Here is a 25376-nt window from a genome sequence, read left to right on the forward strand (position 1 = left end):
GCGTGCTGCGCGTGCACCCCGACGGGATGCGCCGGGAGGCCTGCGCGCTGGACCGCCCGCGCTTCGACCGCGTGGTGGAACGGCTGACGGAACGCTACGGGTGGAGCTGACCGCCGTGAAGGTGCGCAGCAGATGCGGATCCATGAGCATCAGTATTGCTGATGCCACGACAACTCTTCATCGTTGGACGTGATGGAGGAGGTGGCCGCAGGATGAACTCCATGACCTCCCGACCCGCGGCCCCGGCCGCCGCTGCCGCCGTTCGCGCGCCGCACCCCGCCCCCCGGATCGCCCTCGTCGGCGACCGCTCCCCGTCCGTCCGGTCCCACCAGCGGATCCCGGTCCTGCTGGACGCGTTGCGGGAGCGCCACGGGCTGCTGACCGACGCGTACTGGATCCCGACGGAGGAGGCCGCCCGGCCCGGCGCGGTGTCCGCCTTCGACGCCGTCTGGCTGCTGCCGGGCAGCCCGTACCGCAGCGAGGCGGGCGCGCTGGCGGCCGTTCGCGCCGCCCGCGAGAATGGCATCCCGTTCCTCGGCACCTGCGGCGGCTTCCAGCACGCCCTGCTGGAGTTCGCCCGCACCGTGTGCGGCCTCGGCGACGCCCGGCACGCGGAGAACAGCCCCGAAGGGGACGGCGACCTGCTCATCGCGCCGCTCGCGTGCTCCCTGGTGGGCCATGAGGGCACGATCCGCACCACGCCCGGCTCGCTCGCCGAACGGCTGCTCGGCAGCCGGGAGACCCAGGAGCGGTTCCACTGCGACTACGGCCCGGTGACCGAACTGCTGCCGCTCCTGCGGGAGCACGGGCTGCGGTTCACCGGCCACGACACCGAGGGGCAGCCGAGGATCGCCGAACTGCCGGAGCACCCCTACTTCCTGGCGACGCTCTTCCAGCCGGAACTGGCGGGCGACGGCTCGGTGCCGCACCTTTACATCCGTGGGCTCGCGGAAGCCGCCAGGTCGCACGCCGTGTCACGTATTGGTAAAGAATTGCCGGTGTGACCTGTTCACAGCCACCTCATAGCAGAAAGGATCCATTCGAATCTCTGTGATCACCGTGACCACAAGTCGCGGGTCAGTAGGGGGAGGAACTGAATAATGAGACGCACTGTCGTGCTCGTCTCCACCGGCGCTCTCATCGCCGGCGCCATAGCCGCCGCTCCGGCGGCCACCGCCGGGGACAAGCGGCCCACCGGCCAGCACCAGCCGAGCGGACTCGCCGAGTCCATCGGCGTCCAGATCGCGGCCGCCCATGCGGCCGAAAAGGGCATCGACTGGGCCGCGTGTCCGGCCGACTGGGGCTTCCCGGCCCCTGTTCAATGCGGCTACGTCACCGTCCCGGTGGACTACGCCAAGCCGTTCGGCAAGACCATCAGGATCGCGGTCGACCGGGTCGGCAGCACCGGCACCCCGGCCGAGCGCCAGGGCGCCCTGCTCTACAACCCCGGCGGCCCCGGCGGCTCGGGTATGCGCTTCCCGCTCCGGATCGTCAACAAGTCCGCGCTGTGGGTCAACACCGCCAAGGCGTACGACTTCGTGGGCTTCGACCCGCGCGGTGTCGGCCACTCGGCGCCGATCTCCTGCCAGGACCCGCAGGAGTACGTGAAGGCCCCCAAGGCCGACCCGGTGCCCGACAGCAAGGCGGACAAGGACGCGCAGCGCAAGCTCGCCGCCGACTACGCCAAGGGCTGCCTGGAGCGCAGCGGCGCGCAGATGCTCTCGCAGATGACGACGGCCAACACGGCCCGCGACATCGACGTGGTGCGCGCCGGCCTTCACGAGAAGAAGCTGAACTTCCTCGGCGTCTCCTACGGCACCTACCTCGGTGGCGTGTACGCGACGCTCTTCCCGACGCACGTGCGCCGCATGATCGTGGACAGCGTGGTCAACCCGGACGACGGCCAGGTCTGGTACCAGAACAATCTGGACCAGGACGTGGCCTTCCAGGGCCGCTGGGACGACTGGAAGGCGTGGGTCGCGAAGTACGACTCCGTCTACCACATCGGTGACACCCCGGCGAAGGTCCAGATGCAGTGGGAGGCGCTGCGTGCCGCCGCCAAGGCGAACCCGGTCGGCGGGGTCGTCGGCCCGGCCGAACTGCTCGGCTTCTTCCAGGGCGCGGCGTACTACGACTCGTCGTGGGCGACCGTGGCCGGCGTGTGGAGCAAGTACCGCTCGGGCGACACCGCGGCGCTCGTCAATGCCGCGGGGCCGGACCTGTCCGACATCGCGGGCAACATCTCGTCGGAGAACGGCACCGCGGTGTACACCGCGGTGGAGTGCACCGACACCAAGTGGCCGACCAGCTGGAAGAAGTGGGACCGTGACAACACGGCACTCCACCAGAAGTACCCCTTCCTGACCTGGTCCAACGCCTGGATGAACCTGCCGTGCGCCACTTGGGGCGTCAAGCAGCAGACCCCGGTCGACGTCCGGTCGCACCGCGGGCTGCCCAGCGTCCTCATCGTGCAGAGCACCCGTGACGCGGCCACGCCGTACACCGGGGCGCTCGAGATGCACAAGCGCCTGAAGGGCTCGCAGCTCATCACGGAGAACGGCGCCGGCTCGCACGGCGTCACCGGCCTGGTCAACCCGTGCATCAACCAGCGGGTGGACGACTACCTGATCAGGGGCAAGCTCGACGGCCACGACGTCGTGTGCACGCCGCACGCCGTACCGGTGCCCGCCGCTTCCTGACCTCGGGAACACCGCACCATGCCTCGCCCCGGTCCTTCGCGGACCGGGGCGAGGTCGTTCGGGGAGCCGTTGCGCGACGGTGACGGCAGGACCACTGGGCCGGGGTCAGCGGAGCAGCTTCCGCTTCGCCCTCTCGAACTCCGGACGCGTCAGCAGCCCGCGCTTCATCAGCCCCGCCAGCCGCTCCAACTCGTCCGCCAACGAGATCGGCGGCGGGGCGGCGGAAGTCCTGGGGGCCCGGGCCTGCCTGCCGACCGCGGCCTCGACGGCTCTGCTCAGGGCCTCGAAGTCCACCCGCTGCTCCTTGCCGAAGGTCACCGAGGGATCGGCCCTCGGGACAGGGGCGCCGCCCACGCGCCCGGTGCCCGTGCCGAGCAGGACGAAGCGGATGCTCCCGTAGCCGGTCCAGCCGGGGGCCTTCCAGCGGACGGCGCCGATCTCGGCGACCGGAATCCGCTCCACCCGCCTGCTCAGCAGTCCGGGCCGTTGGATCGTCACCTGCTCCCCGTCGAAATCCACGTGCACGTTCCTGCTGTTGGCATCCATGTCGCCCCCTGAGCGCCGATGGACCGGAATCCTTCCACGGTGCCGGTCCGCGCGGGAGCAATACGACGAATCGGGCGGCCGGGAGAGCGGAGAGCCGCCGGCGTGTCCTGGGGGACCCCGGCAGAGCGGGTAACTTGGCTGGATCATCCGGGCGAGGCGAAGGCACAGCGATGGCGAAGCTCAACGGCAAGATCAAGTGGTTCAACCCGGGCAAGGGCTTCGGTTTCATCACCCCGGCCGACGGCGGCGATGACCTGTTCGTCCACGGCAAGAACATCGAAGGCACCGTCGCCGACGACAAAGCGGTGGAGTACGAGCTCGGCGACGGCCCCAAGGGCCCGCACGCGCTGAACGTGAAGGTCCTCTAACCGCGGCCGCCCCGAGCCGATCCGGCCGCGGCAGCCCGCACGGGCTAGGGCAGCACGAACATCGCGGCCGACGCCGCGCCGACCGCGGTTCCGGCCACGGTCTGCGCGACGGAGTGGTAGGCCAGCGCGACGCGCGACCAGCACACGGCGGCGACCAGGGCGTAGGCGAGGAGCCACCACGGCGACGCGACCGCGGAGAGCAGGGCGACGACGCCGGAGGCCACGGCCGAGTCCACGCTGATCTTCCAGACCGTGTTCACGGCCAGCAGGACGACGGTGACCGCCCACAGCGAGACCATCGCGATGAGGATGTCGGTCGGCGCGTGGGCCAGGAGCATCACCGCCGCGCCGATCCCGATGGAGCCGAGGATGACGGCGAAGATCGGTGCCCGCTGCGTACGGTCCACGACATGCCGGTCGCCCCAGGTGCCGCGCCTGCGCTCCCACTCGATGTACGCGGCCGGGACGATCCCGGCGCACAGCGCCGCGAACAGCCCCCACGCCGCACCGCTCACACCGCCCGACGCGGCGGCCCCGACCCCGACCAGGCCGGCGAGCAGGACGTTGCGGGGCTGCAGGACGTCGGACACCCGGCGCGCCGCGGACTGCGACCTCGTACGGGCCGTTCTGCGGTCGGGGGTGGGGGCGGGGGAATCGATCAAGTGGCGCACCAGGTCAGGGTAGAGCCACCCCGTGGGGCCGGGGCGCGCGGGCCGAGCGGCGGCCGCGGATTACTGATGGATGACTGATTCCGCCGGGCGGCGGCGTTCGTAGTGTCGTACTCAGCAGCAGGGACCGGCACCGGGACCTGCGAAGCCCCGCAACCGCATCCCTGGAGGATCCATGTCCGCGTACGCCGTCGCATACATCCGGAGGACCATCAACCAGAGCCCCGACATCGCGGAGTACCTGCGCCGCGTCTCCGACACCATGGACCCCTTCGGCGGCCGTTTCCTCGTGCACAACGCCGAACTGGAGGTCATGGAGGGCAACTGGCCCGGTGGCCTGATCATCATCGAGTTCCCCGACCGGGCCACGGCGCACACCTGGTACGACTCGGCGGACTACCAGGCGATCCTGCCGCTCAGGACTCGGCACATCGAGATGGACATCGTCCTGGTCGACGGGGTGCCCGAGGGCTACCGAGGCGCCGACGCGCTGGCCAAACTGTCGTTCTGACCACGGGGTTCGCCGGGCCCGGAGAACCCTCCGGGCCGAGCACGGGGTCGGTCACTCGGGCCGGCCCTGCACCTCCGGCCCACCGCCGCGCCAGTCGATGAGCGGGTGGTCCTCGAGCTCCACATCGTCCAGGCCGGCCCGGCGCAGGAACTCCACGATGTCCGCGAGCGAGTACGCGCGGCCGACCGGAGTGCCGCCGATCGTCACCCGCCGTGTGCCGTTCTCCAGCGGGTGGACGACGACCTGCTGCGCTTCTGGATCCATATCCCTAGGCTGCGTGTTCGAGCGGCCCGGCGCATCTCTTGCGGCGTGTCGCCGTCAGGAGGGCAGCTTTCCGGCTGATTTGCGCTCCAGGAGCGGGGCGAGCAGGTCCCCGTGTCCGGCCACGCGGCCGGGGACGTCGGCGATGGTGAACGAGAGCTGCCCGGGGTCGTCGCACTGCTCGATCTCGTCCCACGAGACGGGCGTCGACACGGAGGGAGTGGCGCGGGCGCGGACGGTGTATGGGGCGGCGGTGGTCTTCTTCGCCGAGTTCTGCGACCAGTCGATGAAGATCTTCTCGGTCCGCAGGTTCTTGGTCATCCGGGACACCACCTGGTCCGGATGGTCCGTCTCCAGCTCCTTCGCGAGCGCTTTCGCGTAGGCCGCGGCCTGGTCGGGGGAGGCGCCCCGCAGCGGTGCGTACAGGTGCAGGCCCTTGGAGCCCGACGTCTTCGCCCACGACTCGATGCCGTCGGCGCGCATCCGCTCACGCAGCAGGAGGGCGACGGCGCAGCAGTCGACCACGGTGCGGTCCTCGCCGGGATCCAGGTCGAGTACGAGCCGGTCCGCCGTTTCGGGGGTGGCGGCCCGCCACTGCGGGACGTGCAGCTCGACGCACGACAGGTTCGCGGCCCAGACGAGGGTCGCGAGGTCGTTGATCTGCACCTGCTCCATCTCCTCGCCGCTGCTGCGCTCGGTGACCGACGTCGTCACCCAGCTGGGGGTACCGGACGGCGGTCTTTTGGCGAAGAACGACTTCTCCTCCACCCCGCCGGGAGCGCGCAGGAACGAGAGGGGCCGGCCGAGCAGATGGGGCAGCAGGGCGGGGGCGATGGTGGCGTAGTAGTGCACCAGCTCGCCCTTGGTCGTGCCGGTCCGCGGAAACAGGACCCGCTCCAAGTGGGAGAGGGTCAGCTTGCGGCCCTCGATTTCCGTGATCGGCATAGGATGAAATCTCTCACATTTAGGGACGAAATGATGAGATCGATCTGGACCGGCACCCTGTCATTCGGCCTCGTCGCCGTACCCGTCAAACTCGGCTCGGCCGTCAGCAGCCACAAGCTCGGCTTCCGGCAGATCCATACAGCTGACCACGGGCGGGTGCGTCTCCAGAAGGTCTGCGCGCTCGACGAGCAGGTCCTCACCCAGGCCGAGATCGCGAGGGCGTACGAGACGGCCGACGAACAGCTGGTCGAGATCTCGGACGGCGAATTGAAGGCCCTGCCGCTGCCCACGGCCAAGACCATCGAGGTGAGCGGGTTCCTCGACGTCGACAAAGTCGACTTCCTGAAACTCGACACCCCCTACTTCCTCGCCCCGGCGGATGCCACCGCCAACAAGGCGTACGTCCTGATGCGCGAGGCGCTGCAGCGGTCGGGCAAGGCGGCCGTCGGCAAGCTCGCCATGCACAACAGCGAGCACCTCGCGCTGGTGCGCGCCCAGGACGACGTGCTGATCCTGCAGACGCTGCGCTGGCCGGACGAGGTGAAGCCGACGTCCGAGGCCGCCCCGAGCGCCAAGGTGAACATCACGGATGCCGAGCTCACCCTCGCCGACACCCTCATCAACGCGCTGGGCGAAGCGGATCTGGGCGAGTACACCGACAACTACGCCGAGGCCGTCCAGGCTCTCGTCAGCGCGAAGGTCGAGGGTGTCGACGCGCCGTCGGCGCCGGACGGATCCGGGGGCGGCGGCAAGGTCGTCGACCTCATGGCCGCGCTGGAGGCGAGCGTCGCCCAGGCCAGGGGCGACCGCTCCGACAACGCCACCGACGCGACCGTGACGCCCATCAAGAAGTCGGCGCGGACCTCGGCGCCCAAGACCGCCGCGAAGAAGACCGCCGCGAAGAAGACTCCGGCCAAGAAGACCCCGGCCAAGAAGACCGCCGCGACGAAGAGCACCACGACGAAGACCACCGCCAAGAAAACAGCCGCCAAGAGAACAGCCAAGAAGACGGCGAAGAAGACCGCCGCAGGCAAGAGCACCCGCAGCGCCTGAACCGTCCTCGCCCTCCGCAGGGCGTGCGCGCCCCGTCCGGCCGATACTGGTCGGGTGGACAGTGCTCGTACGGCAACCGCGTACCCCGGCGTGATCGACGAGGCGGTCCAGGGCCTGCCCGCGCCGGCCCTGCGTCCCTACATCGCCGGGTACTGCGGTTACCGGCAGGACGGCGTCCCGCCCACGCGGCACCGCGGCATGCCCTCGCCCTTCCTGACGTTGATCTTCACCCTCGACGACCCGCTGACGGTGGAGACGCACCCCGACCCGCGGCAGGCGCCGGGTCGCTACGACGCACTGCTCGGCGGCCTGCACACCACGTCGGCGCTGATCGCCCACGAAGGCCGGCAGTCCGGTGTCCAGGTGGCGCTCAGTCCGCTCGGCGCGCGCGCCCTGCTGCGGCTGCCCGCCGGCGAACTGGCCAACGCCGACCTCCCGGCCGACGCCGTCCTGGGACGACTCGCCGACGAGGTACGGGCCCGCCTGCTCGAGGCCTCCGACTGGCACCAGCGGTTCGCCGTCCTCGACCGCGTCCTGTGGCGGTACGCGCGCCCCGAAGCCGGGGTCCCGCCCCAAGTGGCGCGCGCCTGGGAGCTGCTGCTGCGCTCCCGGGGCACGGTATCCGCGGCCGAGCTCGCGAAGGACGTGGGCTGGAGCGGCAGGCATCTGGCCGGCCGATTCCACACGGAGATCGGCCTGAGCCCGAAGGCGGCGGCCCGGGTCATCCGCTTCGACCGGGCACGGCGGCTGCTGGCCGTCCGGGCCTGCGACCGGGGCGACGGCGGGCCGACCGGTTCGGACGGGACGGCCCGGCCGCCGGTTTCGTACGGGCCGAACAGTGCGAACGGTCTGGCGGAGCTCGCGGCCGACTGCGGCTACTTCGACCAGGCGCACCTCGCGCGCGAGTTCCGCGCGCTGGCCGGGTGCGCGCCGAGCCGGTGGCTGGCCGAGGAGTTCCGAAACGTCCAAGCCTGCGCCACCTCCCCGGCGGCAGTGTGGGCATCGGACGAGGACAGCGGAGCCGTCCGGCACTGAAAGAGCTCCGCCGCAGCACCGACCCGAGGAGGTCCGGCCCGCATGGACGTCACCGACAGCACCGACACGACCGACACGACCGACACCAAGGCCGGCAATGCGCCCGCGCCCCAGGTGTGGCCCAGTCTGCGCGCCCGCGACGCGCGCTCGCTGATCCGGTTCCTGGTCGAGGCGTTCGGCTTCGAGGAGACCGTCGTCTACGGCGAGGGCGACCGTGTCGACCACGCCGAGCTCTGCTGGCCGCCCGGCGGCGGCATCATGCTCGGCAGCGCTCCCCAGGACGGCGCGGAGGACGACTTCGCGCTGCCGCCGGGCACCTTCGGCGCCTATGTCGTCACCGACGACCCCGACGCCCTGTGCGTCCGGGCCAGGGCAGCGGGCGCGGAGATCATCAAGGAACCGAACGACACCCACTACGGCTCGCGCGACTTCGCGGCCCGGGACCCCGAAGGGAACCGCTGGTTCTTCGGCACGTACCGCGGCGAGCCGCGCTCCTAGGAGCCGCCGCATACGGGGGAGGGGGCGGTGAGCTCAGTTGCCCGCGGCGGACGCCGGCGAGCCGTACCGGCGCTCGAAGCGCTCGACGCGGCCGGCGGTGTCCAGCACGCGGGACGTGCCCGTGTAGAACGGGTGGCTCGCCGAGGACGTCTCCACGTCGACGACGGGGTAGGTGTTGCCGTCCTCCCACTCCACGGTCTTGGCGGTGTCCGCGGTCGAACGCGTCAGGAACGCGACGTCCGCCGAACGGTCGCGGAAGACGACCGGGCGGGAGACGGGGTGAATGCCGAACTTCATGGGAGATACCTTCCGTCGATCAGAACGTGGGGCGGCCGGTCGTCGGTGCCGGCGTGGTCGTGATCCGTGCGGTCAGCGCTCCTCGCGGAAGAGGACGTGCTGCCCGGCGGCGGAGTCGTACTTGCGCAGCACCAGGCGGTCGGGGTTGTTGCGCCGGCTCTTGCGCGTGACGTAGCTCTGTCCGGTACCGGCCGTCGAACGCAGGGTGATGACCGGGCGGGCGTCGTTACGTGCCATGGGATTCCCTCCAAGCGGGGTGGTCTCCGATACACCGAACGGAATGATTGTCATTGTCGTTCGGTTCTGCTCGTCTCAACACGACCCATCGCCTCCGCATTCCCGACCGGGTTCGCTAGGCTGTCCACCCTGGGAAGTGAGTCCTGGAGAGCGCTCTCCAGGACGTGCTATAAAGACCGACATGAGCGAAGTCCTCCGACCGGCACCTTCGGGACCTCCCACGCTGGAGGATGTGGCCCGCGTGGCGGGCGTCTCGCGTGCGACGGTCTCCCGGGTCATCAACGGGACCCGCAATGTCGACCCGGTCATCCAGGAGACGGTGCGCCGGGCCATCGCGGCCACCGGCTATGTGCCCAACACGGCGGCCCGGTCCCTGGTGACCCGGCGGACCGGGGCGATCGCGCTGGTGGTGTCGGGCGCGGGTGGCGCCGGACCGGCCGACGCCGTGCGCAGCGAGGTCTTTGTGGACCCGTTCTTCGGACGCGTGGTCAGCGGCGTGGTGGGGTTCCTGCGACCGCTGGGGATGCACCCGGTGCTGATGCTGGCCGAGACCGGCGAAGCGCGCGATCAGGTGGTGTCGTATCTGCGGCAGGGCAACGCGGACGGGGCGATGGTGGTCTCCACGCACGCGGGTGATCCGCTGCCGGGGCAGATCACCGAGGCGGGGGTGCCGGCGGTGCTGTTCGCCCGCCCGGCCCGGCCGATCCCGATCAGCTATGTCGACGTCGCGCACCAGGACGGGGCCCGGCTGGCGGCCGACCGGCTGGTGGAGCGCGGCTGCCGCGAGGTCGTCACGATCTCGGGACCGCTGGACGTGCCGGCCAGTCAGGACCGGTTGGCCGGGTTCCGGGAGGCGATGGCCCGCCACGGCGTGCCGTACGTGCCGTGCGCGGAGGGCAACTTCACCCAGCGCAGCGGCGAGACGGCGATGGAACGCCTGCTGGCCGAACACCCCGGCCTCGACGGGGTCTTCGCTGCCAACGACCTGATGGCCCAGGGTGCCCTGCTCGTCCTGCGTGACCACGGCCGGCACGTGCCCGACGACGTCAAGGTCATCGGCTTCGACGACAGCAGCGCGGCGACCGCGTCCCGACCCGCCCTGACCACCGTCCGCCAGCCCGTCGAGGACATGGCCGCGGAAATGGCCCGACTCCTCCTCGACCGCATCACCACACCCCAGCAGCGCATCACCTCCACGATCTTCGAGCCCACCCTGGTCATCCGACACTCGGCGTAGGGCCCCGGGCCCCGACTCCGGGCTCGCCCGAAGCTGGAGAGCGCTCTCCGATGCCCTGGGCGTCCCGTGCCGGGTGTCGGCCCCCGGGTGCCGGGCCCTTCGGGCACCATGGGGGGCATGACGACCATGATCGACGCCGAATGGCGTGCATTCATCAGCGCCGGAACCCGTACCGGCAAGCTCGCCACCGTCCGTGCCGACGGACGCCCGCACCTCGCCCCGGTCTGGTTCCTCCTCGACGGGGACGATCTGGTCTTCAATACCGGCAAGGAGACCGTCAAGGGCCGCAATCTCGCCCGGGACGGCCGGGTGAGCCTCTGCGTGGACGACGACCGTCCGCCGTTCTCGTTCGTGGTCATCGAGGGCAAGGCCCGGATCAGCGAGGACCTGCCCCAGGTGCGCGACTGGGCGACCCGGATCGCCCACCGCTACATGGGCGCCGACCGGGCCGACGCGTACGGCGCCCGCAACGGCGTGCCGGGTGAACTCCTGGTCCGCGTGCACATCGACAAGGTGATCGCGGTCAAGGATCTGGCCGACTAGGCCGGCGCGGCGGCCGGGCGCCGAAGGCGCACCTCTCGGCACCGTGCGCGCCCCGCGCAGGGTCAGACGGTGGCGCCGCCGAACTCGCGCAGGGCCTCTTCGACGATCGCCTCCAGCCGGGCGTGGTGCGCGCCGCGCCAGTACACGCGCTCGCAGGCCGCGCACTGCGCGAAGACGTCGTACGAGCGTTGCGTGCCGTGCCGCAACTGGTCCTGCACCGACTCCTTGTCGGCGTCCGCGAGCGGACCGTTGCACGCCACGCACCGGGACCACGGGGTCAGCGCGGGCGCGAAGCGCTGGAGCACGTCGCGGAGTTGGTCCTCGGGGCGGTCGCTGTAGATGTACGCCCCGGCCCAGATCTCGCGTCGCCGGAGCAGGCCGCGGTCGCGGGAGAGCATGACGCGCCGCTCCTTCGCCGACAGTGCGGCCAGTGCGGGGTCGCCGATGTCCTCGTTCTCGTAGGCGGCGTCGACGCCCAGCAGGCGCAGTCGCCGCGCGAGGGTGCCGAGGTGGACGTCGAGCAGGAACCGCAGGGGGGCTCCCGGTACGGGCTGGGGCCGTGCGACGGCCTGGACGTGGACGGTCTCGCCCGCGGCGGGGATGTGGGCGACCGGCGCGGCGCGGCCGTCGACGAGCAGCACGCCCGCCTCGGTGAGCGGGACGCCGAGCGATTCGACGACGTGACCGAGCGTCGAGGTGCCGTCGGTGACGACCGTGCTCGGGCCCTGGCGCCGCTCCGCGGGGACGAAGAGGTGCAGCTCAGGGGCGAAAGTGATGTCGATCTTCGGTCCGTTCACGCGGCCAGGATGTCATTGCGCGGCAGGGCCGGGCCAGTTGTTTCCCCGTGCCCTTCCCCGAAGTCCACCCGGTGGCCGACGAGAGATTGTTAGAAAAGTTTCCTAACAGACTCTTGACGCGCACCCTCGCGCGGATCGACCCTGCGGTGACCCCGCTGGATCCCCCTGGCAACGGAGGCACCATGAGCCGCACCATGAGTCGGCGCGCTCTCGTCGCGTTCCTCGCGACCGCCTGTCTCGTCCTCATCTCGGCGCTCGCCGGACTGGTGAACGCGGCGCCGAGTTCCGCGGCACCCGCGGCCACGACGCAGCAGACGTTCCTGACGTTCTACGGCTGGTACGACAACACGCCGCCCGGCGGCGACATCTCCTACCCGCAGATCCACGACACGGCCGGCGGCACCGGCACGTTCGCGGATCCCATCACCTTCGCGACCTCCAAGGCGGAACTCCCGGCCGGCACGAAGGTGTGGGTCGAGCGGGTCAGGAAGTACTTCATCATGGAGGACAGCTGCCAGGAGTGCGAGTCGGACTGGAGCGAGGCGGGGCCCAACGGCGGTCCCGGTCTGCGCCATATCGACCTGTGGCTGGGCGGCAAGGGCGGCAACGCGATGAACGCGATCGACTGCGAGGACGCGTTGACGCACTACAACGCGGACAGCACACCGACGATGGAGCCGGTCGTCGTCAACCCCGGCGCCAACGAGGCCTACGACGCCACGCCGATCTTCAACACCAGCACCGGCAAGTGCTACGGCGGTGCCCAGCCCAACACCACGGTCGGCCAGTACAAGAACGGCTCGACGGCACAGTGCATGGAGGATCCCGGCAACAGCTCCACGCCCGGCACCGCCCTCAAGACCGCCGCCTGCAACGGCTCGGCGGCCCAGCGCTTCACCTTCCACGGCGCCTTCATGGTGATCAACAACCTCTGCGCGGCGACATCCGGCAGCAGCATCGTCCTCAACTCCTGCACCGGCGGCCCCACCCAGCAGTGGTCGGTCAATCCCAACGGCACCATCTCCGACATGCAGACCGGCCAGAAGTGCTTCCGGACCTCGGGCGCCAACGTGGTCGCCGGGAGCTGCTCCGGCAGCGCGAGCCAGTGGGCGTTCACGCCCGCCTCGGCCACCAACGACTTCTCCCTGTCGCTGAACCCGGCCGCGGGCTCGGTGAACGCCGGGGCGTCCACGACCTCGACGGTCACCGTGGCGCCGGCCTCCGGCACGGCGGAGCCGGTGACGCTCTCCGCCGCCGGCGCACCGTCGGGTGTCAGCGTGGGCTTCGCACCGGCGACCGTGACCCCGGGTGGCACCTCGGTGATGACGGTGTCCGCCACCAGCGCGGCCACCGCGGGCTCCGCGGCCGTCACGGTCACCGGAACGTCCGCCTCGGCCACCCACGCGACGGCCTACGCCCTGACCGTCACCGCCCCCGGCGGCGGCCCGGTGCTGCTGTCCCAGGGCCGGACGGCGACAGCCTCCTCGGTCGAGTCGTCCTCCTTCGCGGCGGCGGCAGCCTTCGACGGCAACCTCACCACCACCCGGTGGGCCAGCAAGGAGGGCGCCGACCCGCAGTGGCTGCGCGTCGATCTGGGTGTCTCCGCGAACGTCAGCCGCGTCAAGCTCCTCTGGGAGGCCGCGTACGGCAAGGCGTACACGATCCAGACCTCCCCGGACGGCACCACCTGGACGACGATCTACTCGACCACCACCGGCAACGGTGCCACCGACGATCTGACGGGCCTCACCGGCACCGGCCGCTACGTCCGGGTGAACGGCACCGCGCGGGGCACCGCGTACGGCTACTCCCTCTTCGAGATGCAGGTGTACGGAACGACGGGTTCCTGACCGACCCGAGGTGACGGCAGCCGTTCACGCGTCCGCGCGTGGACGGCTGCTTATGCGGGCGCGCGTCTGAGCGATGGTCCACGGCCCCGCCGGGGACTTGACTGGGGCCATGAGCAACCAGCCGAACGTGACCGTCCGACACCCAGCGGGAAGAAGCGAAGCGATGAGTACTGCCCTCTCCCACGGCGCCCCGAACACGGCCCCCGCCCGCAGGCGCGCCGCCGGCCCCGTCCTGGGCGCCGCCACCGTCGCCACCGCGCTCATGGCGGGTGTCTTCTTCAGCTTCGACGTCGCGGTGATCCCGGGCCTGCGCCGCGGTGACGACCGGACGTTCATCGGCGCGATGCAGAACATCAACGTGGCCATCGAGAACCCGGTGTTCTTCCTCGCGTTCTTCGGCGCCCTCGTGCTGACGGGCGTCGCGGCCTTCCAGCAGCGCCGGCTGGGGCGGCGCGCCGTCTCCGGCTGGGTACTGGCGTCGTTCGCCCTCTACGTCGTGGCGCTCCTCGTCACGATGGGCGGGAACATCCCGCTCAACGACGAGCTCGCGAAGGCCGGCGACCCCGCGCGCATCGCCGATCCGGCCGCGGTGCGCGACACGTTCGAGAACACCTGGATCGCGCTCAACATCGTGCGCACGACGGCCTGCACGGTGGCCGTGGGCTGCCTGAGCCGCGCCCTGTCCCTGCACGGCAGGGGCGAGGCCGCAGCGGGCAGCCGGTGACGGCGGACGGTCAGGGCAGGACGGTGTGCATCTCGTGCCCGTTCGTCTGCGTCGCGTCCGCGGTGTCGGTCATGACTCATTGAACCGCGCGGCGAACGCGGCCCGGGTGGGGGAGTCCGGATGCCGGTCCAGCACCGCGAAGACGACCTCGCCGAACCGGCCCGCGAAGCGCCCGGTCCCGGTCAGCAGGCGGTGGAAGGCGTCCGCGACCTGCGCGGGATCGCACTGGAAGACCCCGCAGCCCCAGGCGCCCAGTACCAGCCGCCGGTACCCCTGGGCGGCGGCGACCTCCAGCACGCGTTCGGCACGGCTCAGCAACGCCGACGGGATGCGGTCCACCCGCTCGGGGAGGGTGCGTGTGATCACGCCCGCGTTCGGCGCGGGAGAGGTCAGGAAACCCGCCTCGTACGGCTGCTCCAGCAGCGCGCCCCGGTCGTCGCGGAAGACCGGTACGCCGGGGGAATGGATGACCCGGTCCGTGTAGAAGGGGTCACGGTCGGCTCGGTGGGCGGCGTAGAACTCCGGTGCGCTCACGACGCAGGCGTACAGGGCCGACGCGCGGCACAGTGATTCCTCCTGCGCCTGGGCGCCGTTGAGGTAGCCGCCGCCCGGATTGCGGGCCGAGGAGAAGTTGAGGACGGCGACGGGCTCGTCCGAGGCGTTCTTGAGCCGGCGCGCGGCCTGGAGGCTGCTCTCGGCGGTGACACCGAAGGCGGTGTCCGCGGGCGGCCCGGACATGGCGGGCACGACCACCGGTTCCGGCCCGAACAACCGGGTCCCGCCGACCGCGCGCGCGACGGCGGCGGCGATCGGTACCTCCCGCCCGCTGGGCGCCTGGTACCAGCCCGCCCCGACGATCCCCTGGGTGTGCCGCGCGATGTCGCGCAAGCGGGCGCTCATGTCCCGCACCGTGTTCTGTTCCTGCTCACAACTCCCGACCCTATGGCGCCCGTCCGGGGCCGAGCCAGCGGTTTACGTCCCGCCGGCCCGCCCGCGGACCGCGTCGACGCCCTCGGTCACCCGGTCAACCCGTCACGACGGGCGCCGCAGCCGGGCCGTGACGCCCCGTGCCTGCTCGGCCTTGACCTCGTTGGCGTACCGGTCGACGTACTCCTGCCCGGACATCGCCAGGATCGCGTACATGATCTCGTCGGTCGCCGACCGCACCACATAGCGCTCCCCTTCCATGCCCTCGAAGCGGCTGAACTCCATGGGGGTTCCGAAACGGATCGTGACCCGTCCCAGCCGGGGGAGTCTGCGGCCCGGCGGCTGCAGTTCGAAGGTGCCGACCATCGCGCACGGGATGACCGGCACCTGGGCCGTGATCGCCATCGCCGCGACCCCGGTACGCCCCTTGTACAGCCGGCCGTCGTGCGACCTGGTGCCCTCCGGGTAGATGCCCAGCAGGTGGCCGTGGCCCAGCACTCCCAGCCCGGACTTCAGCGCCGCCTGGGAGGCCTTGCCGCCCGACCGGTCCACCGGGATCTGGCCTACCCCGCGGAAGAACGCGGCCGTCAGCCGGCCCTTGATCCCGGCGCCGGTGAAATACTCGGCCTTGGCCAGGAAGGTGATCCGGCGCGGCAGGATCGCCGGCATCAGGAAGTGGTCGGAGAACGACAGATGGTTGCCGGCTACGATCGCCGCACCCTCGTCCGGAATGTGTTCGAGGCCCTCGACCCGCGGCCGGAACAGCAGCCGCAGCAGCGGCCCCAGGATCACGAATTTGAGCACGTGGTAGAACACGTCGCCCGTTTCCCCCCTCCACGCCGGGGAGCGCCCGCACCCCGGTGACCAGGCACAGTAGTGCCGATGCGGGCGGGGCGCGAGAGGACGGTGTCCGCTGTCGCGCCGGGTGCGGGTCCGCCGTCAGCGGGGCGCCCGGATGGCGAGCACGCCGACGGTGCACAGCCCCAGCAGCACCCAGGCGAACCACAGCCAGCCGTTCGCGCCCAGCGCCACCGTATAGGCGGACACCGCCACCAGAGATGCCACGGTGCACACCGCCATCGTCTTCGCGGGTGTCGGCATGGCGCCCTCCTCCCGAGAATCCCAGGACGGCACGCCTGTCGACGGCCCCGCCTCCATGGTGACCGGTCGCCGCCTCCTGCGCTACCAGTCGCCGTCCGCCACCTGGCCGTCGTCCTTGAGTTTCTTGACCTGGCCCGGCTGGACCGGCGCCCAGGGCTGCTGATCGTCGCCCAGCCAGTCGCCCACCGGCTTCACATCGGCCAGCGGTCCCGCGGCGTCGAGGTCGGCGGCGTCCGCGTCGTAGTAGTCGAACCAGGGCAGGCCCGCCGCGTTGTAGGCGGCCCGGTCCACCGGCGACGGCGGAGGGGCCTCACCGGTGATCTGCCGCCACTGCGGGGCGGTCGCCAGATGGACGAAGACCCGTCCGGACGCCGTCGTGCGCCAGTCGCCCGGCAGCCGCTCGTCGCGGTAGACCTCCTGCCGCATCCGGCCGCCGGCACCCAGTCCCATCGACGGCGCGGACGGCGCGGCGGGCGCGGCCCTGGCCGCCATCGGCATCGCCGCCCCGTACCCCGCCGGGGGAGCCATGCCGTCCTCGGCCGCGACGCCCCAGGGGCCCCGGGTGGCGACCGCGCGCCGCTCCTGCTCGGCGCGCCATACCGCGAGCGGCTCGTCCCGCAGCTCGAAGACCTGCAACTGCACCCCGCCCCAGACCTCCTCGCCGGAGACCTGGCCCTCCACGGTCGCTCCCAGGCCCAGCGGCACCGCGACGAACTGCCGGATCGTGCCGGATCCGGAGTTGATCCCGTCCAGCCAGGGTTGCCGGGGCAAAACGACATAGTTCTGCGGATCCTGCGACATCCTGTCGCTCCACGGCCGCCCCGAGATCGCGCACACCTTGCCCACGCCCACCTGGAGCGCGGCCGGCACCGGCGAGGAGAAGCTCAGCCACATCGCTTCGCGCTGGTAGACCGGCAGCACCACGCCGCCGCGGGTCAGCCACTCGGCGGGCGCCCGGTCCGGATAGTCCGCCACCCTGCGCAGCGGGAACGTGCCGATGCCCGGCGGCAGCGGATGCGTCCCCGTCTCCGGCAGGCGCAGCGTGCGCATGAAGCGCACCGTCACCCCGCCCGGCAGTTCCAGCGCTCCGCCCGAAATCCGCACCTGATCCCCCATCTCGCGCCTCCCCTTCATCGGCTGTGCCGGCTGTCAGCCGCGACCGCGGGTGTCCAAGGATGCCAAATAGGCGTTGTAGGCCACCAGATCCGCGTCCCCGTCACGGTCCGCCGCCCGATCCGACCGCCGTGCCTGCCGCTGATCGGAGGTGTACCACTGGAACAGCAGCGCCACCAGCACGATGACCGAGGGGATCTCGCTGAACGCCCACGCGATGCCGCCCGCCGCGCTCTGGTCCTGCAGCGGATCGACCCCGAGCGACGCGGGCGGGTGCAGGAACGTGGTCACCATCGGCTCGGTGCCCATCATCAGGGCGATCCCGAAGAACGCGTGGAACGGCATCCCCGCGAACAGCTCCAGCATCCGCATGATGTGGCTGGGGCGGTGCGGCCCCGGGTCCACGCCCATGATCGGCCAGAAGAAGACCAGGCCGACGGCGAGGAAGTGGGTCATCATCGCGATGTGGCCCAGCCTGCTGCCCATCAGGAAGTCGAAGAGCGGCGAGAAGTACACGGCGTACAGGCTGGCGATGAAGAGCGGAATGGTGAACGCGGGATGGGTGACGACCCGCATGTAGCGGCTGTGCAGGAAGACCACCAGCAGCTCACGCGGCCCCTTGCGCCCGCGCCCGCGCGCCGTGGCGGGAAGTGCCCGCAGGGCCAGCGTCACCGGAGCGCCCAGCAGCAGCAGAATGGGGGAGAGCATGCTGATGACCATGTGCTGCACCATGTGCACGCTGAACATGACCATGCCGTAGTCGTTCATCGCGGTGCACATCACCGAGGCGACGGTTAGCACACCCAGGACGAAGGCGGCGATCCGGCCGGCCGGCCAGTGGTCGCCGCGCCGCCACAGCCGCACCACGCCCCAGCCGTACAGCCCGAGCGCCAGCAGGCACCCCGACAGGAACACCGGGTCCCCGCTGAACTCCAGCGCCCGCCCAAGGGTGAACGGCGGCAAGTCCATGGGCATGCCGTGTCCGCCGTGGTCCATGGGTCACTCTCTTCTGTCCGTGCCGACTGCCTCGCCCGCGCCGTCCGGCATTGTGCCGATTCGACCCGTGCGCCCGCACCAGACTAGAGCCGCCCCCGGCCGGTGATGCGGCCGGGGGCGGCCCCGTACGTCGGAAGCGGGCGTCAGCCCGTCACAGGGCCCGCCGAGCGGCGGGCGGCCCGGCTACAGGACGCACTCGGCCTCGATGTAGCGCTCGGCCGGAACGGTCTTGAGGTGCTCCACGGCCTCGGCCAGCGGCACCAGCTTGATGTCGGTGCCGCGCAGCGCCGTCATCATGCCGAAGTCACCGTTGTGGACGGCCTCCACCGCGTGCCAGCCGAACCGGGTCGCGAGCACCCGGTCGTAGGCGGTGGGCGTGCCGCCGCGCTGCACATGGCCCAGGATCACCGGCCGCGCCTCCTTGCCGAGGCGCTGCTCCAGCTCCACCGACAGCTGGGTGGCGACCCCGGTGAAGCGCTCGTGGCCGTAGATGTCCTTGGCACCGGACGAGAACTCCATCGAGCCCTCGCGCGGCTTGGCGCCTTCCGACACCACGACGATCGCGAACTTCTTGCCCGCCGCGAAGCGCTTGCCGACCAGGTCGGCCAGCTCGCCGATGTCGAAGGGCCGCTCCGGCACCACGATGGCGTGCGCGCCGGCCGCCATGCCCGAGTGCAGGGCGATCCAGCCGGTGTGCCGGCCCATGACCTCGACGATCAGCACCCGCTGGTGCGACTCGGCGGTGGTCTTGAGGCGGTCGAGGGCCTCGGTGGCGACCATGACGGCCGTGTCGAACCCGAAGGTGACGTCCGTCGAGGCGATGTCGTTGTCGATCGTCTTGGGCACGCCCACGATGGGCAGGCCGGCGTCCGACAGCAGCTTGGCCGCCTTGAGGGTGCCCTCACCGCCGATCGGGATGATCGCGTCCAGGCCCAGGTCCCGTACGTGGCCCTTGGCCTGCTCCACGCCCCCGCGCAGATGCGCGGGCTGTACCCGGGACGAGCCCAGAATCGTTCCGCCGCGGGCCAGGATGCCGCTGACGGCGTCCAGGTCCAGCTTGCGGTAGTCGCACTCCAGCAGGCCCTTCCAGCCGTCGTGGAACCCGATGACCTCATCACCGTGGTCGACGACGGCGCGGTGCACCACCGACCTGATGACGGCATTGAGTCCGGGGCAGTCTCCGCCGCTCGTCAGCACACCAATACGCATTGCTCTCGCACTCCCGCGATTCAAACGGACGGCCGGACCCCGTCGTCCGGGTGGAACCCCCGTTACCTTAGCCAGCCGCGTGCGGACGGCGCACAGCCGCCCGCACTGCGGACACCGCCCGCCGTCTCAGGCGGGCTGGCCCGCCGCCGTGATCCGCTCGGTGCGCAGCGCCTCGTACCACTGGTCGTCGACCGGCGGCAGCGCGTTCACGTCCAGTGCCAGCTTCAGCAGCAGGTCCGCGATCTGCGGGTTGCGGGCCATGACCGGGCCGTGCATGTACGTGCCGAAGACGGTGTCGTTGTACGCGCCCTCGGTGCCGTCGCCGGTCCCGTTGCCCTTGCCGATCCGCAGCGTCGCCAGCGGGCGCGCGCTCGGCCCGATGTGGGTGACGCCCTGGTGGTTCTCGAACCCGGTCAGCGGCGGCAGGCCGAGCCGCGGGTCGATGTCGGCCAGGACGTCGCCGACGCAGCGCTCGCCCTCGCCGCGCACGCTGACGACGTCGAGCAGGCCGAGGCCGGCCTCGGGGCGGCCCAGGTCGTTCACGAACTCGTGGCCGAGGATCTGGTAGCCGGCGCAGACCGAGAAGACGATCGCGCCGTTGGCGACCGCGCGGTTCAGCCCGCCGTCGCGGCGCAGCCGCTCCGCGGCCAGCCGCTGCGGGCGGTCCTCACCGCCGCCGATCAGGTAGATGTCCCCGGAGGTGGGGATCGGCTGGTCGGACCGGACGTCGATCCGGCTGACGTTCAGGCGCCGCTGGCGGGCGCGCCGCTCCACGACCAGGGCGTTGCCCTGATCGCCGTAGGTGCTGAGCAGGTCCGGGTAGACCCACACCAGGCGAAGGCTGGAATCGCTCATGCTTGCTTCTCCTCGTCCCGGGTCCGGGTCAGTTGCCGACGCGGCGGCGCAGGTCCTGGAAGGCCGTGTAGTTGGCGATGGTCTCGATCCGGCCGGGGGGCGCGGAGCGCACCGCCTCGTCGACGTCCGCGCAGACGCGGAAGTCCAGTCCCGCGACCTCCAGGCGGACCGCGAGGTCCAGCTTGCGGTCGCCGATGACGTAGATCGGGTGCCCGGCGAGCCGGGTGTAGTCCACGTCCCACAGCCACGAGGTGTCGGTGCCGTCGGCGCCGCGGGCGTTGACGGACAGGATCACCGGGGTGGGCGGGCCGTCGATGAGGGAGAACGTCTCCAGCCAGCCGGCCGGGTTCTTCGCCAGCAGCAGCCGCAGCTCGCGCTCCAGGTAGGTGACGACGTCGTAGCGTCCGGCCACCGCCTGCACCGCGTACATCCGCTCCAGCGCGACCTTCGGCTCCACCCCGAAGGCGGCCGCCGCGGCGGCGGAGACGGCCGCGTTGGACTTGTTGGCCCGTCCCGGCAGTTGCAGGCGGATGGGCCAGGCGACGCCGTACGGGTCGATGACGTTGTCGCCGGAGAGCGCCCAGGTCGGCGCGGGACGGCGGAAGCCGCAGTCACCGCAGAACCAGTCCTCGGAGGGGCGCTGGAGGACGCCGCCGCACGAGGGGCACGACCAGGCGTCGTCCTTCCACTCCTGGCCCGCGGCGACCCACACCACGGTGGGGCAGGAGGAGGCGGCCCAGGTGATCAGCGGGTCGTCGGCGTTGGCGATGACGATGGCGTCCGTGCCGGACAGGCCCTCGCGCCAGTGCTCGGCGAGCATGCGGGTCTCGGCCGCGCGGTCGAGCTGGTCGCGGGAGAGGTTGAGGAGGGCGATGGCCTTGGGGGCGACGTCGCGGGCGACGCCTGCCAGGTACTTCTCGTCGACCTCGATCACGCCGTAGCGGGCGTCCGCGCCGCCGGCGAGCGCCGAGGTGATGCCGGCCGGCATGTTCGCGCCCAGGGCGTTGGAGACGACGGGGCCGTTGGCCCGCAGCGCCTCCGCGAGCAGCCGGGTCGTCGTCGTCTTGCCGTTGGTGGCGGACACCAGCACGACATCGAGGTGCCCTGCCAGCCGGGCCAGCAGATCGGGGTCGACCCGCAGGGCCACCCGTCCGCCGATCACCGATCCGCTGCCGCGGCCCGCCGCACGGGACACCGCCGCAGCCGCCTTGCCCGCCGTCACGGCCAGCTTGGCCCGCGGAGTCAGCGGCTCCGAGTTGCCTGCCATCGTCTAACATCCTCCTCGCGTCCGGCCCCACACCTGCACAAGCCTCGCGGTGGCCGACTCTCCGCCCCTCCACGCCGATCCAACACCCGGGAGGCTTCGGTCTCGGTCAGCCTATCCACATTCCCGCGCGGCCCCCGCACCGTAGGCCCGCCACGTACAGGCTCTACGCTTGCCGGCATGCGACACGGCACTATCCCCGGCAGCACCGGCACCATCCGTCCGATGCGTCTCATCGGCGACCCGGTGCTCCACGCGGCGTGCGCCGAGGTCACCGCGTTCGACGGTGAACTGGCCGGTCTCGTCGAGGACATGTTCGCCACCATGTACGCCGCCGACGGCGTCGGGCTGGCCGCCAACCAGATCGGCACGGCCCTGCGGGTGTTCGTCTACGACTGCCCCGACGACGAGGACGTGCGGCATCTGGGGCACGTCGTCAATCCGCGGCTGGTGGAGGTGGACGGCGTCACCGTGACCGGTTCCGAGGGGTGCCTGTCGCTGCCGGGCATCAACGCGGGCACCACCCGCCACGACCACGCGGTGGTCGAGGGCGTCGACGTGCGCGGCGAGCCGGTGCGGATCGCCGGCACCGGCTTCTTCGCCCGCTGCCTGCAGCACGAGTGCGACCACCTCGACGGCGGCCTGTTCACCGACCGCCTCGGCGGCCTGCGCCGCCGCCGCGCCCTACGGGCCGCCCGCCGGGCGCCCTGGGCGCGGCAGCGCTGAGGCCCCGCTCACAACCCCGGGCTGCCCGCCCGGTCGCCGGCCGCGGCCAGCCGCCCCCACAGCAGGTCGGCGAGGTGGCTGACCAACTGGTCGCGGGAGACGGGGCGTTCGCTGAGCCACCAGTCGCCCGCCGCGTGCATCATGCCGACGATGCCGTGGCCCCACACCCGCGCCAGTTCCTGGCTCTGCGGGCCCAGGTCGAGCCGCTCGGCGATCACCTCGGCCAGGTCCTCGCCCATCCGCCGCAGCAGGGAGGAGGAGTGCCTGCCTCCGTCGAAGCCCTTGTCGCCGTCGCCCGGCGCCTCGGCCGGGTGCATCAGGAAGCGGTAGACCTGGGGGCGGCTCTCGATCGCGGCGAGGTAGGCGTGCAGCGTGGCCTCCACCCGGTCGCGGCGGTCGTTGCCGGAGTCGAGGGCGGCGCGCAGCGCGCCGAGCAGGGCGTCCGTGTGCCGCTGGGCCAGCGCCCGGTAGAGGCCGCTCTTGTCGCCGAAGTGACGATAGAGAATCGGCTTGGTGATTCCGGCCTCGGCGGCGATCGCGTTCATGGAGGCTTCGGGTCCGTCCCGCAGTACGACGCGGTCGGCGGCCTCGAGCAGCTCTTTACGCCGTCGCTCGGTCGCCGTCCGCTGGTCCTGCCGCTGGCCGGTGTCCACCCGTACTCCCTGTCTGTTCGATTTCGTGCACTCTGCGCAACGTAACACCCCGGTCATGGCAGCCGGGTTCGTGGCAGGGAGTTGACATCCCCTACTCGTGGGTAACAGACTGATGTTACCGCAAGTAACAACCAGGTGGAGGGGACATGGGCGACTTCACGCTCGAGCTCAACGACGACCAGAAGTCCGTGCGCGACTGGATCCACGGCTTCGCGGCCGACGTGATGCGCCCGGCGGCCGCGGAGTGGGACGAGCGCGAAGAGACGCCCTGGCCGGTCATCCAGGAGGCCGCCAAGATCGGCCTCTACTCCCTGGACTTCTACGCCCAGCAGTTCTTCGACCCCACCGGCCTCGGCATCCCCATGGCCATGGAGGAGCTGTTCTGGGGTGACGCGGGCATCGGCCTGTCCATCGTCGGCACCGGGCTGGCCGCCGTCGGCGTGCTGGCCAACGGCACCGAGGAGCAGATCGGCACCTGGGTCCCGCAGATGTACGGCGACGTCAACGACGTCAAGGTCGCCGCCTTCTGCTCCTCGGAGCCGGACGCCGGATCCGACGTCTCCGCCATGCGCACCCGCGCGGTGTACGACGAGGCCAAGGACGAATGGGTGCTCAACGGCACCAAGACCTGGGCGACCAACGGCGGTATCGCGGCCGTCCACGTCGTCGTCGCGGTCGTCGACCCCGAGCTCGGCTCCAGGGGCCACGCCTCGTTCATCGTCCCGCCGAACACCCCCGGCCTGTCCCAGGGCCAGAAGTTCAAGAAGCACGGCATCCGCGCCTCGCACACCGCCGAGGTCGTGCTGGAGGACTGCCGCGTCCCCGGTGAGTGCCTCCTGGGCGGCAAGGAGAAGCTCGACGACCGCCTGGCCCGCGCCCGCGAGCGCGCCAAGACCGGCCTGGGGGTCCCCCCGGCCGAAGGTCGGGGGAGCGTGAAGAACGCCGCGATGGCCACCTTCGAGGCCTCCCGCCCGGCCGTCGGCGCCCAGGCGGTGGGTATCGCCCGCGCCGCCTACGAGGTCGCCCTCGACTACGCGAAGACCCGCGTCCAGTTCGGCCGCCCGATCATCGACAACCAGGGCATCGCCTTCCAGCTCGCCGACATGCGCACCCAGATCGACGCCGCCCGGCTGCTGGTCTGGCGCGCCTCGTGGATGGCCGCGGCCGGCCGGCCCTTCACCTCGGCCGAGGGCTCCATGTCCAAGCTCTACGCCGGTGAGACCGCCAAGACCGTCACCGCCCAGGCCATGCAGATCCTCGGCGGCAACGGCTACACCCGCGAATACCCGGTCGAGCGCATGCACCGCGACGCCGCGATCTACACGATTTTCGAGGGCACGAGCGAGATCCAGCGCCTGGTCATCGCCCGCACCCTGTCGGGCATGCCGATCCGCTGAGCACCCTTCGTCCGCACGGCCGCGTCCCCTCCGCCCGCACGCGGCGAAGGGGACGCGGCCGTCCGGTCATCTGACGGCGGTGGCCGCGTTCCTGGTGGCCGCCAGGGCCAGGTGCCAGGGGTATTCGGACGGCTGGTCCTCGTCCGGGCGGTTCGGGACGAAGCCGCCCTCGCCGTGCAGGACCGTCACACCGGCCAGTCGCAGGTCGGCCAGGGAGCGGTCGAACTGCGGGTGCTGGACGAAGGCGGAGTTCAGGCACGGCATGGCCACCGTCGGGATGCCCTTGCCGATGGCCTCGGCGGCGACGCCCACCACGAAGTGGTTGGTTATCCCGAGGGCCCACTGGTTGAGGGTGTTGAACGTGGCCGGGGCGAAGAGGATCACGTCGGCCGGAGGCCAGACGTCCGGTTCGCCCGGCAGCTTGTACTGCGAGCGCACGGGGTGGCCGGTCAGCGCCGCGAGGCCGTCGAGGTGGTGGCCGAGCCAGTGCGCCGCGGTGGGGGTCAGGCCCAGGCACACGTCCCAGCCGTCGGCCTGTGCCTCGTCGATCACCCGGGCGATATCGAAGACGGGCGGCGCGGCCGAGCCGAACAGGTACAGGGTGCGAGAGTCCATGGCCCCATCACATACCGGCCGGACGATCAAGCGCAACCAGCCCTCGGCGGGCGGTCAGTGGCCGCGTTCGCCGAGGTCGGACAGGAGCGCCACCGCTCCCGTCACCGCGGCCAGGGCGCCCGCGCCGATCACGGAAGTCCAGCCGACGGCGCCCGACAGCGCCGCCAGGACGAGCACGACGGCGAGCAGCGAGAGCAGCGCGGACGCCGCCGCGAGGACGGATTTCCAGCTCTGGACGGCCATCCGCCCAC

Annotated in this window: 31 protein-coding genes and 1 pseudogene; 14 read left to right on the forward strand and 18 right to left on the reverse strand. The window is 71.4% G+C overall.

Annotated elements, in window-relative coordinates; all coding sequences use genetic code 11:
• From O3X23_RS34345 to O3X23_RS34355, 3 genes and pseudogenes are all read left to right on the forward strand, one after another.
• Window positions 1–110 (forward strand): annotated as a pseudogene (locus O3X23_RS34345) (type II toxin-antitoxin system PemK/MazF family toxin); the annotation flags it as partial.
• Window positions 111–221: 111 nt separating this feature from the next.
• Window positions 222–1004: a CTP synthase C-terminal region-related (seleno)protein gene (locus tag O3X23_RS34350; protein WP_269276423.1), complete on the forward strand. Its 783-nt coding sequence runs from the start codon at window positions 222–224 to the stop codon at window positions 1002–1004.
• 96 nt (window positions 1005–1100) lie between these two features.
• The gene (locus O3X23_RS34355) at window positions 1101–2699 is read left to right on the forward strand and encodes an alpha/beta hydrolase (protein WP_269276424.1); all 1599 of its coding nucleotides are present in this window, start codon (window positions 1101–1103) and stop codon (window positions 2697–2699) included.
• Window positions 2700–2804: 105 nt separating this feature from the next.
• Here the strand turns inward: O3X23_RS34355 and O3X23_RS34360 are convergent, their stop codons facing one another.
• Window positions 2805–3245: a DUF4429 domain-containing protein gene (locus O3X23_RS34360; RefSeq protein WP_269276425.1), complete on the reverse strand. Its 441-nt coding sequence runs from the start codon at window positions 3243–3245 to the stop codon at window positions 2805–2807.
• A gap of 170 nt (window positions 3246–3415) precedes the next feature.
• On the opposite strand from O3X23_RS34360, the gene O3X23_RS34365 reads away from it, so the two are divergent.
• Window positions 3416–3613, forward strand: coding sequence for a cold-shock protein (locus O3X23_RS34365; protein WP_269276426.1), 198 nt, complete (start codon window positions 3416–3418; stop codon window positions 3611–3613).
• 44 nt (window positions 3614–3657) lie between these two features.
• Here the strand turns inward: O3X23_RS34365 and O3X23_RS34370 are convergent, their stop codons facing one another.
• A complete protein-coding gene (locus O3X23_RS34370; protein ID WP_269276487.1) occupies window positions 3658–4275 on the reverse strand; it encodes a hypothetical protein in 618 nt (205 codons plus the stop codon).
• A 181-nt stretch (window positions 4276–4456) separates the two neighbouring features.
• Between O3X23_RS34370 and O3X23_RS34375 the strand changes: the two genes are divergently transcribed.
• Entirely contained in the window at window positions 4457–4792 is a 336-nt protein-coding gene (locus tag O3X23_RS34375; protein ID WP_269276427.1) for a DUF1330 domain-containing protein, read from the forward strand.
• A 51-nt stretch (window positions 4793–4843) separates the two neighbouring features.
• On the opposite strand, the gene O3X23_RS34380 is transcribed toward O3X23_RS34375, so the two are convergent.
• Both O3X23_RS34380 and ligD read right to left on the reverse strand, forming a co-directional pair.
• Window positions 4844–5056: a hypothetical protein gene (locus O3X23_RS34380; RefSeq protein ID WP_269276428.1), complete on the reverse strand. Its 213-nt coding sequence runs from the start codon at window positions 5054–5056 to the stop codon at window positions 4844–4846.
• 54 nt (window positions 5057–5110) lie between these two features.
• A complete protein-coding gene (gene ligD, locus O3X23_RS34385; RefSeq protein ID WP_269276429.1) occupies window positions 5111–5998 on the reverse strand; it encodes a non-homologous end-joining DNA ligase in 888 nt (295 codons plus the stop codon).
• A gap of 30 nt (window positions 5999–6028) precedes the next feature.
• Between ligD and ku the strand changes: the two genes are divergently transcribed.
• From ku to O3X23_RS34400, 3 genes are read left to right on the forward strand one after another with little or no spacing between them, the layout of a single operon-like run.
• A complete protein-coding gene (ku, locus tag O3X23_RS34390; RefSeq protein ID WP_269276430.1) occupies window positions 6029–7051 on the forward strand; it encodes a non-homologous end joining protein Ku in 1023 nt (340 codons plus the stop codon).
• 54 nt (window positions 7052–7105) lie between these two features.
• Window positions 7106–8086: a helix-turn-helix domain-containing protein gene (locus O3X23_RS34395; RefSeq protein ID WP_269276431.1), complete on the forward strand. Its 981-nt coding sequence runs from the start codon at window positions 7106–7108 to the stop codon at window positions 8084–8086.
• Window positions 8087–8128: 42 nt separating this feature from the next.
• Window positions 8129–8584 (forward strand): VOC family protein, encoded by a 456-nt coding sequence (locus O3X23_RS34400; protein WP_269276432.1) that lies wholly within the window; start codon window positions 8129–8131, stop codon window positions 8582–8584.
• 33 nt (window positions 8585–8617) lie between these two features.
• On the opposite strand, the gene O3X23_RS34405 is transcribed toward O3X23_RS34400, so the two are convergent.
• Both O3X23_RS34405 and rpmG read right to left on the reverse strand, forming a co-directional pair.
• Window positions 8618–8881 carry a type B 50S ribosomal protein L31 gene (locus O3X23_RS34405; protein ID WP_269276433.1) on the reverse strand — a complete coding sequence of 88 codons (264 nt, stop codon included), beginning with the start codon at window positions 8879–8881 and terminating at the stop codon, window positions 8618–8620.
• 72 nt (window positions 8882–8953) lie between these two features.
• A complete protein-coding gene (rpmG, locus tag O3X23_RS34410) occupies window positions 8954–9118 on the reverse strand; it encodes a 50S ribosomal protein L33 (RefSeq protein ID WP_269276434.1) in 165 nt (54 codons plus the stop codon).
• A 181-nt stretch (window positions 9119–9299) separates the two neighbouring features.
• On the opposite strand from rpmG, the gene O3X23_RS34415 reads away from it, so the two are divergent.
• Together O3X23_RS34415 and O3X23_RS34420 are read left to right on the forward strand one after the other, a co-directional pair.
• A complete protein-coding gene (locus tag O3X23_RS34415; RefSeq protein ID WP_269276435.1) occupies window positions 9300–10355 on the forward strand; it encodes a LacI family DNA-binding transcriptional regulator in 1056 nt (351 codons plus the stop codon).
• 126 nt (window positions 10356–10481) lie between these two features.
• Window positions 10482–10898 carry a PPOX class F420-dependent oxidoreductase gene (locus O3X23_RS34420; RefSeq protein WP_269276489.1) on the forward strand — a complete coding sequence of 139 codons (417 nt, stop codon included), beginning with the start codon at window positions 10482–10484 and terminating at the stop codon, window positions 10896–10898.
• A 62-nt stretch (window positions 10899–10960) separates the two neighbouring features.
• Here the strand turns inward: O3X23_RS34420 and O3X23_RS34425 are convergent, their stop codons facing one another.
• Entirely contained in the window at window positions 10961–11695 is a 735-nt protein-coding gene (locus O3X23_RS34425) for a Mut7-C RNAse domain-containing protein (protein ID WP_269276437.1), read from the reverse strand.
• Between the two features lie 182 nt (window positions 11696–11877).
• On the opposite strand from O3X23_RS34425, the gene O3X23_RS44355 reads away from it, so the two are divergent.
• Both O3X23_RS44355 and O3X23_RS34440 read left to right on the forward strand, forming a co-directional pair.
• Window positions 11878–13545, forward strand: coding sequence for a discoidin domain-containing protein (locus O3X23_RS44355; protein WP_443048061.1), 1668 nt, complete (start codon window positions 11878–11880; stop codon window positions 13543–13545).
• 163 nt (window positions 13546–13708) lie between these two features.
• Window positions 13709–14269, forward strand: a complete 561-nt coding sequence (locus tag O3X23_RS34440; protein ID WP_269276438.1) for an anthrone oxygenase family protein — start codon at window positions 13709–13711, stop codon at window positions 14267–14269.
• Between the two features lie 69 nt (window positions 14270–14338).
• On the opposite strand, the gene O3X23_RS34445 is transcribed toward O3X23_RS34440, so the two are convergent.
• The 8 genes from O3X23_RS34445 to O3X23_RS34480 form a co-directional block, all read right to left on the reverse strand.
• On the reverse strand, window positions 14339–15169 hold the full coding sequence (locus tag O3X23_RS34445; protein WP_269276439.1) for a TIGR02452 family protein: 831 nt from the start codon (window positions 15167–15169) through the stop codon (window positions 14339–14341).
• A 132-nt stretch (window positions 15170–15301) separates the two neighbouring features.
• Window positions 15302–16012 (reverse strand): lysophospholipid acyltransferase family protein, encoded by a 711-nt coding sequence (locus O3X23_RS34450; RefSeq protein WP_269276440.1) that lies wholly within the window; start codon window positions 16010–16012, stop codon window positions 15302–15304.
• Window positions 16013–16135: 123 nt separating this feature from the next.
• Window positions 16136–16297: a hypothetical protein gene (locus O3X23_RS34455; protein ID WP_269276441.1), complete on the reverse strand. Its 162-nt coding sequence runs from the start codon at window positions 16295–16297 to the stop codon at window positions 16136–16138.
• 81 nt (window positions 16298–16378) lie between these two features.
• The gene (locus O3X23_RS34460; RefSeq protein WP_269276442.1) at window positions 16379–17413 is read right to left on the reverse strand and encodes a hypothetical protein; all 1035 of its coding nucleotides are present in this window, start codon (window positions 17411–17413) and stop codon (window positions 16379–16381) included.
• Window positions 17414–17446: 33 nt separating this feature from the next.
• Window positions 17447–18406: a cytochrome c oxidase assembly protein gene (locus O3X23_RS34465; RefSeq protein ID WP_269276443.1), complete on the reverse strand. Its 960-nt coding sequence runs from the start codon at window positions 18404–18406 to the stop codon at window positions 17447–17449.
• A 183-nt stretch (window positions 18407–18589) separates the two neighbouring features.
• Window positions 18590–19615, reverse strand: coding sequence for a 6-phosphofructokinase (locus tag O3X23_RS34470; protein ID WP_269276444.1), 1026 nt, complete (start codon window positions 19613–19615; stop codon window positions 18590–18592).
• Window positions 19616–19741: 126 nt separating this feature from the next.
• The gene (locus tag O3X23_RS34475) at window positions 19742–20470 is read right to left on the reverse strand and encodes a type 1 glutamine amidotransferase (protein WP_269276445.1); all 729 of its coding nucleotides are present in this window, start codon (window positions 20468–20470) and stop codon (window positions 19742–19744) included.
• A gap of 28 nt (window positions 20471–20498) precedes the next feature.
• Window positions 20499–21737, reverse strand: a complete 1239-nt coding sequence (locus O3X23_RS34480; RefSeq protein WP_269276446.1) for a MurT ligase domain-containing protein — start codon at window positions 21735–21737, stop codon at window positions 20499–20501.
• 177 nt (window positions 21738–21914) lie between these two features.
• Here O3X23_RS34480 and def point away from each other — a divergent pair, with 177 nt between their 5' ends.
• Complete coding sequence (def, locus tag O3X23_RS34485) at window positions 21915–22460, forward strand: peptide deformylase (protein ID WP_269276447.1); 546 nt, start codon at window positions 21915–21917, stop codon at window positions 22458–22460.
• Window positions 22461–22468: 8 nt separating this feature from the next.
• Here the strand turns inward: def and O3X23_RS34490 are convergent, their stop codons facing one another.
• Window positions 22469–23113, reverse strand: a complete 645-nt coding sequence (locus O3X23_RS34490) for a TetR family transcriptional regulator (RefSeq protein ID WP_269276448.1) — start codon at window positions 23111–23113, stop codon at window positions 22469–22471.
• 146 nt (window positions 23114–23259) lie between these two features.
• On the opposite strand from O3X23_RS34490, the gene O3X23_RS34495 reads away from it, so the two are divergent.
• Window positions 23260–24510 carry an acyl-CoA dehydrogenase family protein gene (locus tag O3X23_RS34495; RefSeq protein WP_269276449.1) on the forward strand — a complete coding sequence of 417 codons (1251 nt, stop codon included), beginning with the start codon at window positions 23260–23262 and terminating at the stop codon, window positions 24508–24510.
• Between the two features lie 66 nt (window positions 24511–24576).
• Here the strand turns inward: O3X23_RS34495 and O3X23_RS34500 are convergent, their stop codons facing one another.
• Complete coding sequence (locus O3X23_RS34500; RefSeq protein ID WP_269276450.1) at window positions 24577–25125, reverse strand: flavoprotein; 549 nt, start codon at window positions 25123–25125, stop codon at window positions 24577–24579.
• A gap of 54 nt (window positions 25126–25179) precedes the next feature.
• The gene (locus tag O3X23_RS34505; RefSeq protein ID WP_269276451.1) at window positions 25180–25368 is read right to left on the reverse strand and encodes a hypothetical protein; all 189 of its coding nucleotides are present in this window, start codon (window positions 25366–25368) and stop codon (window positions 25180–25182) included.
• Between the last annotated feature and the right edge of the window lie 8 nt (window positions 25369–25376).

The organism is Streptomyces sp. H39-S7, assembly GCF_027158205.1.
Lineage (GTDB): Bacteria > Actinomycetota > Actinomycetes > Streptomycetales > Streptomycetaceae > Actinacidiphila.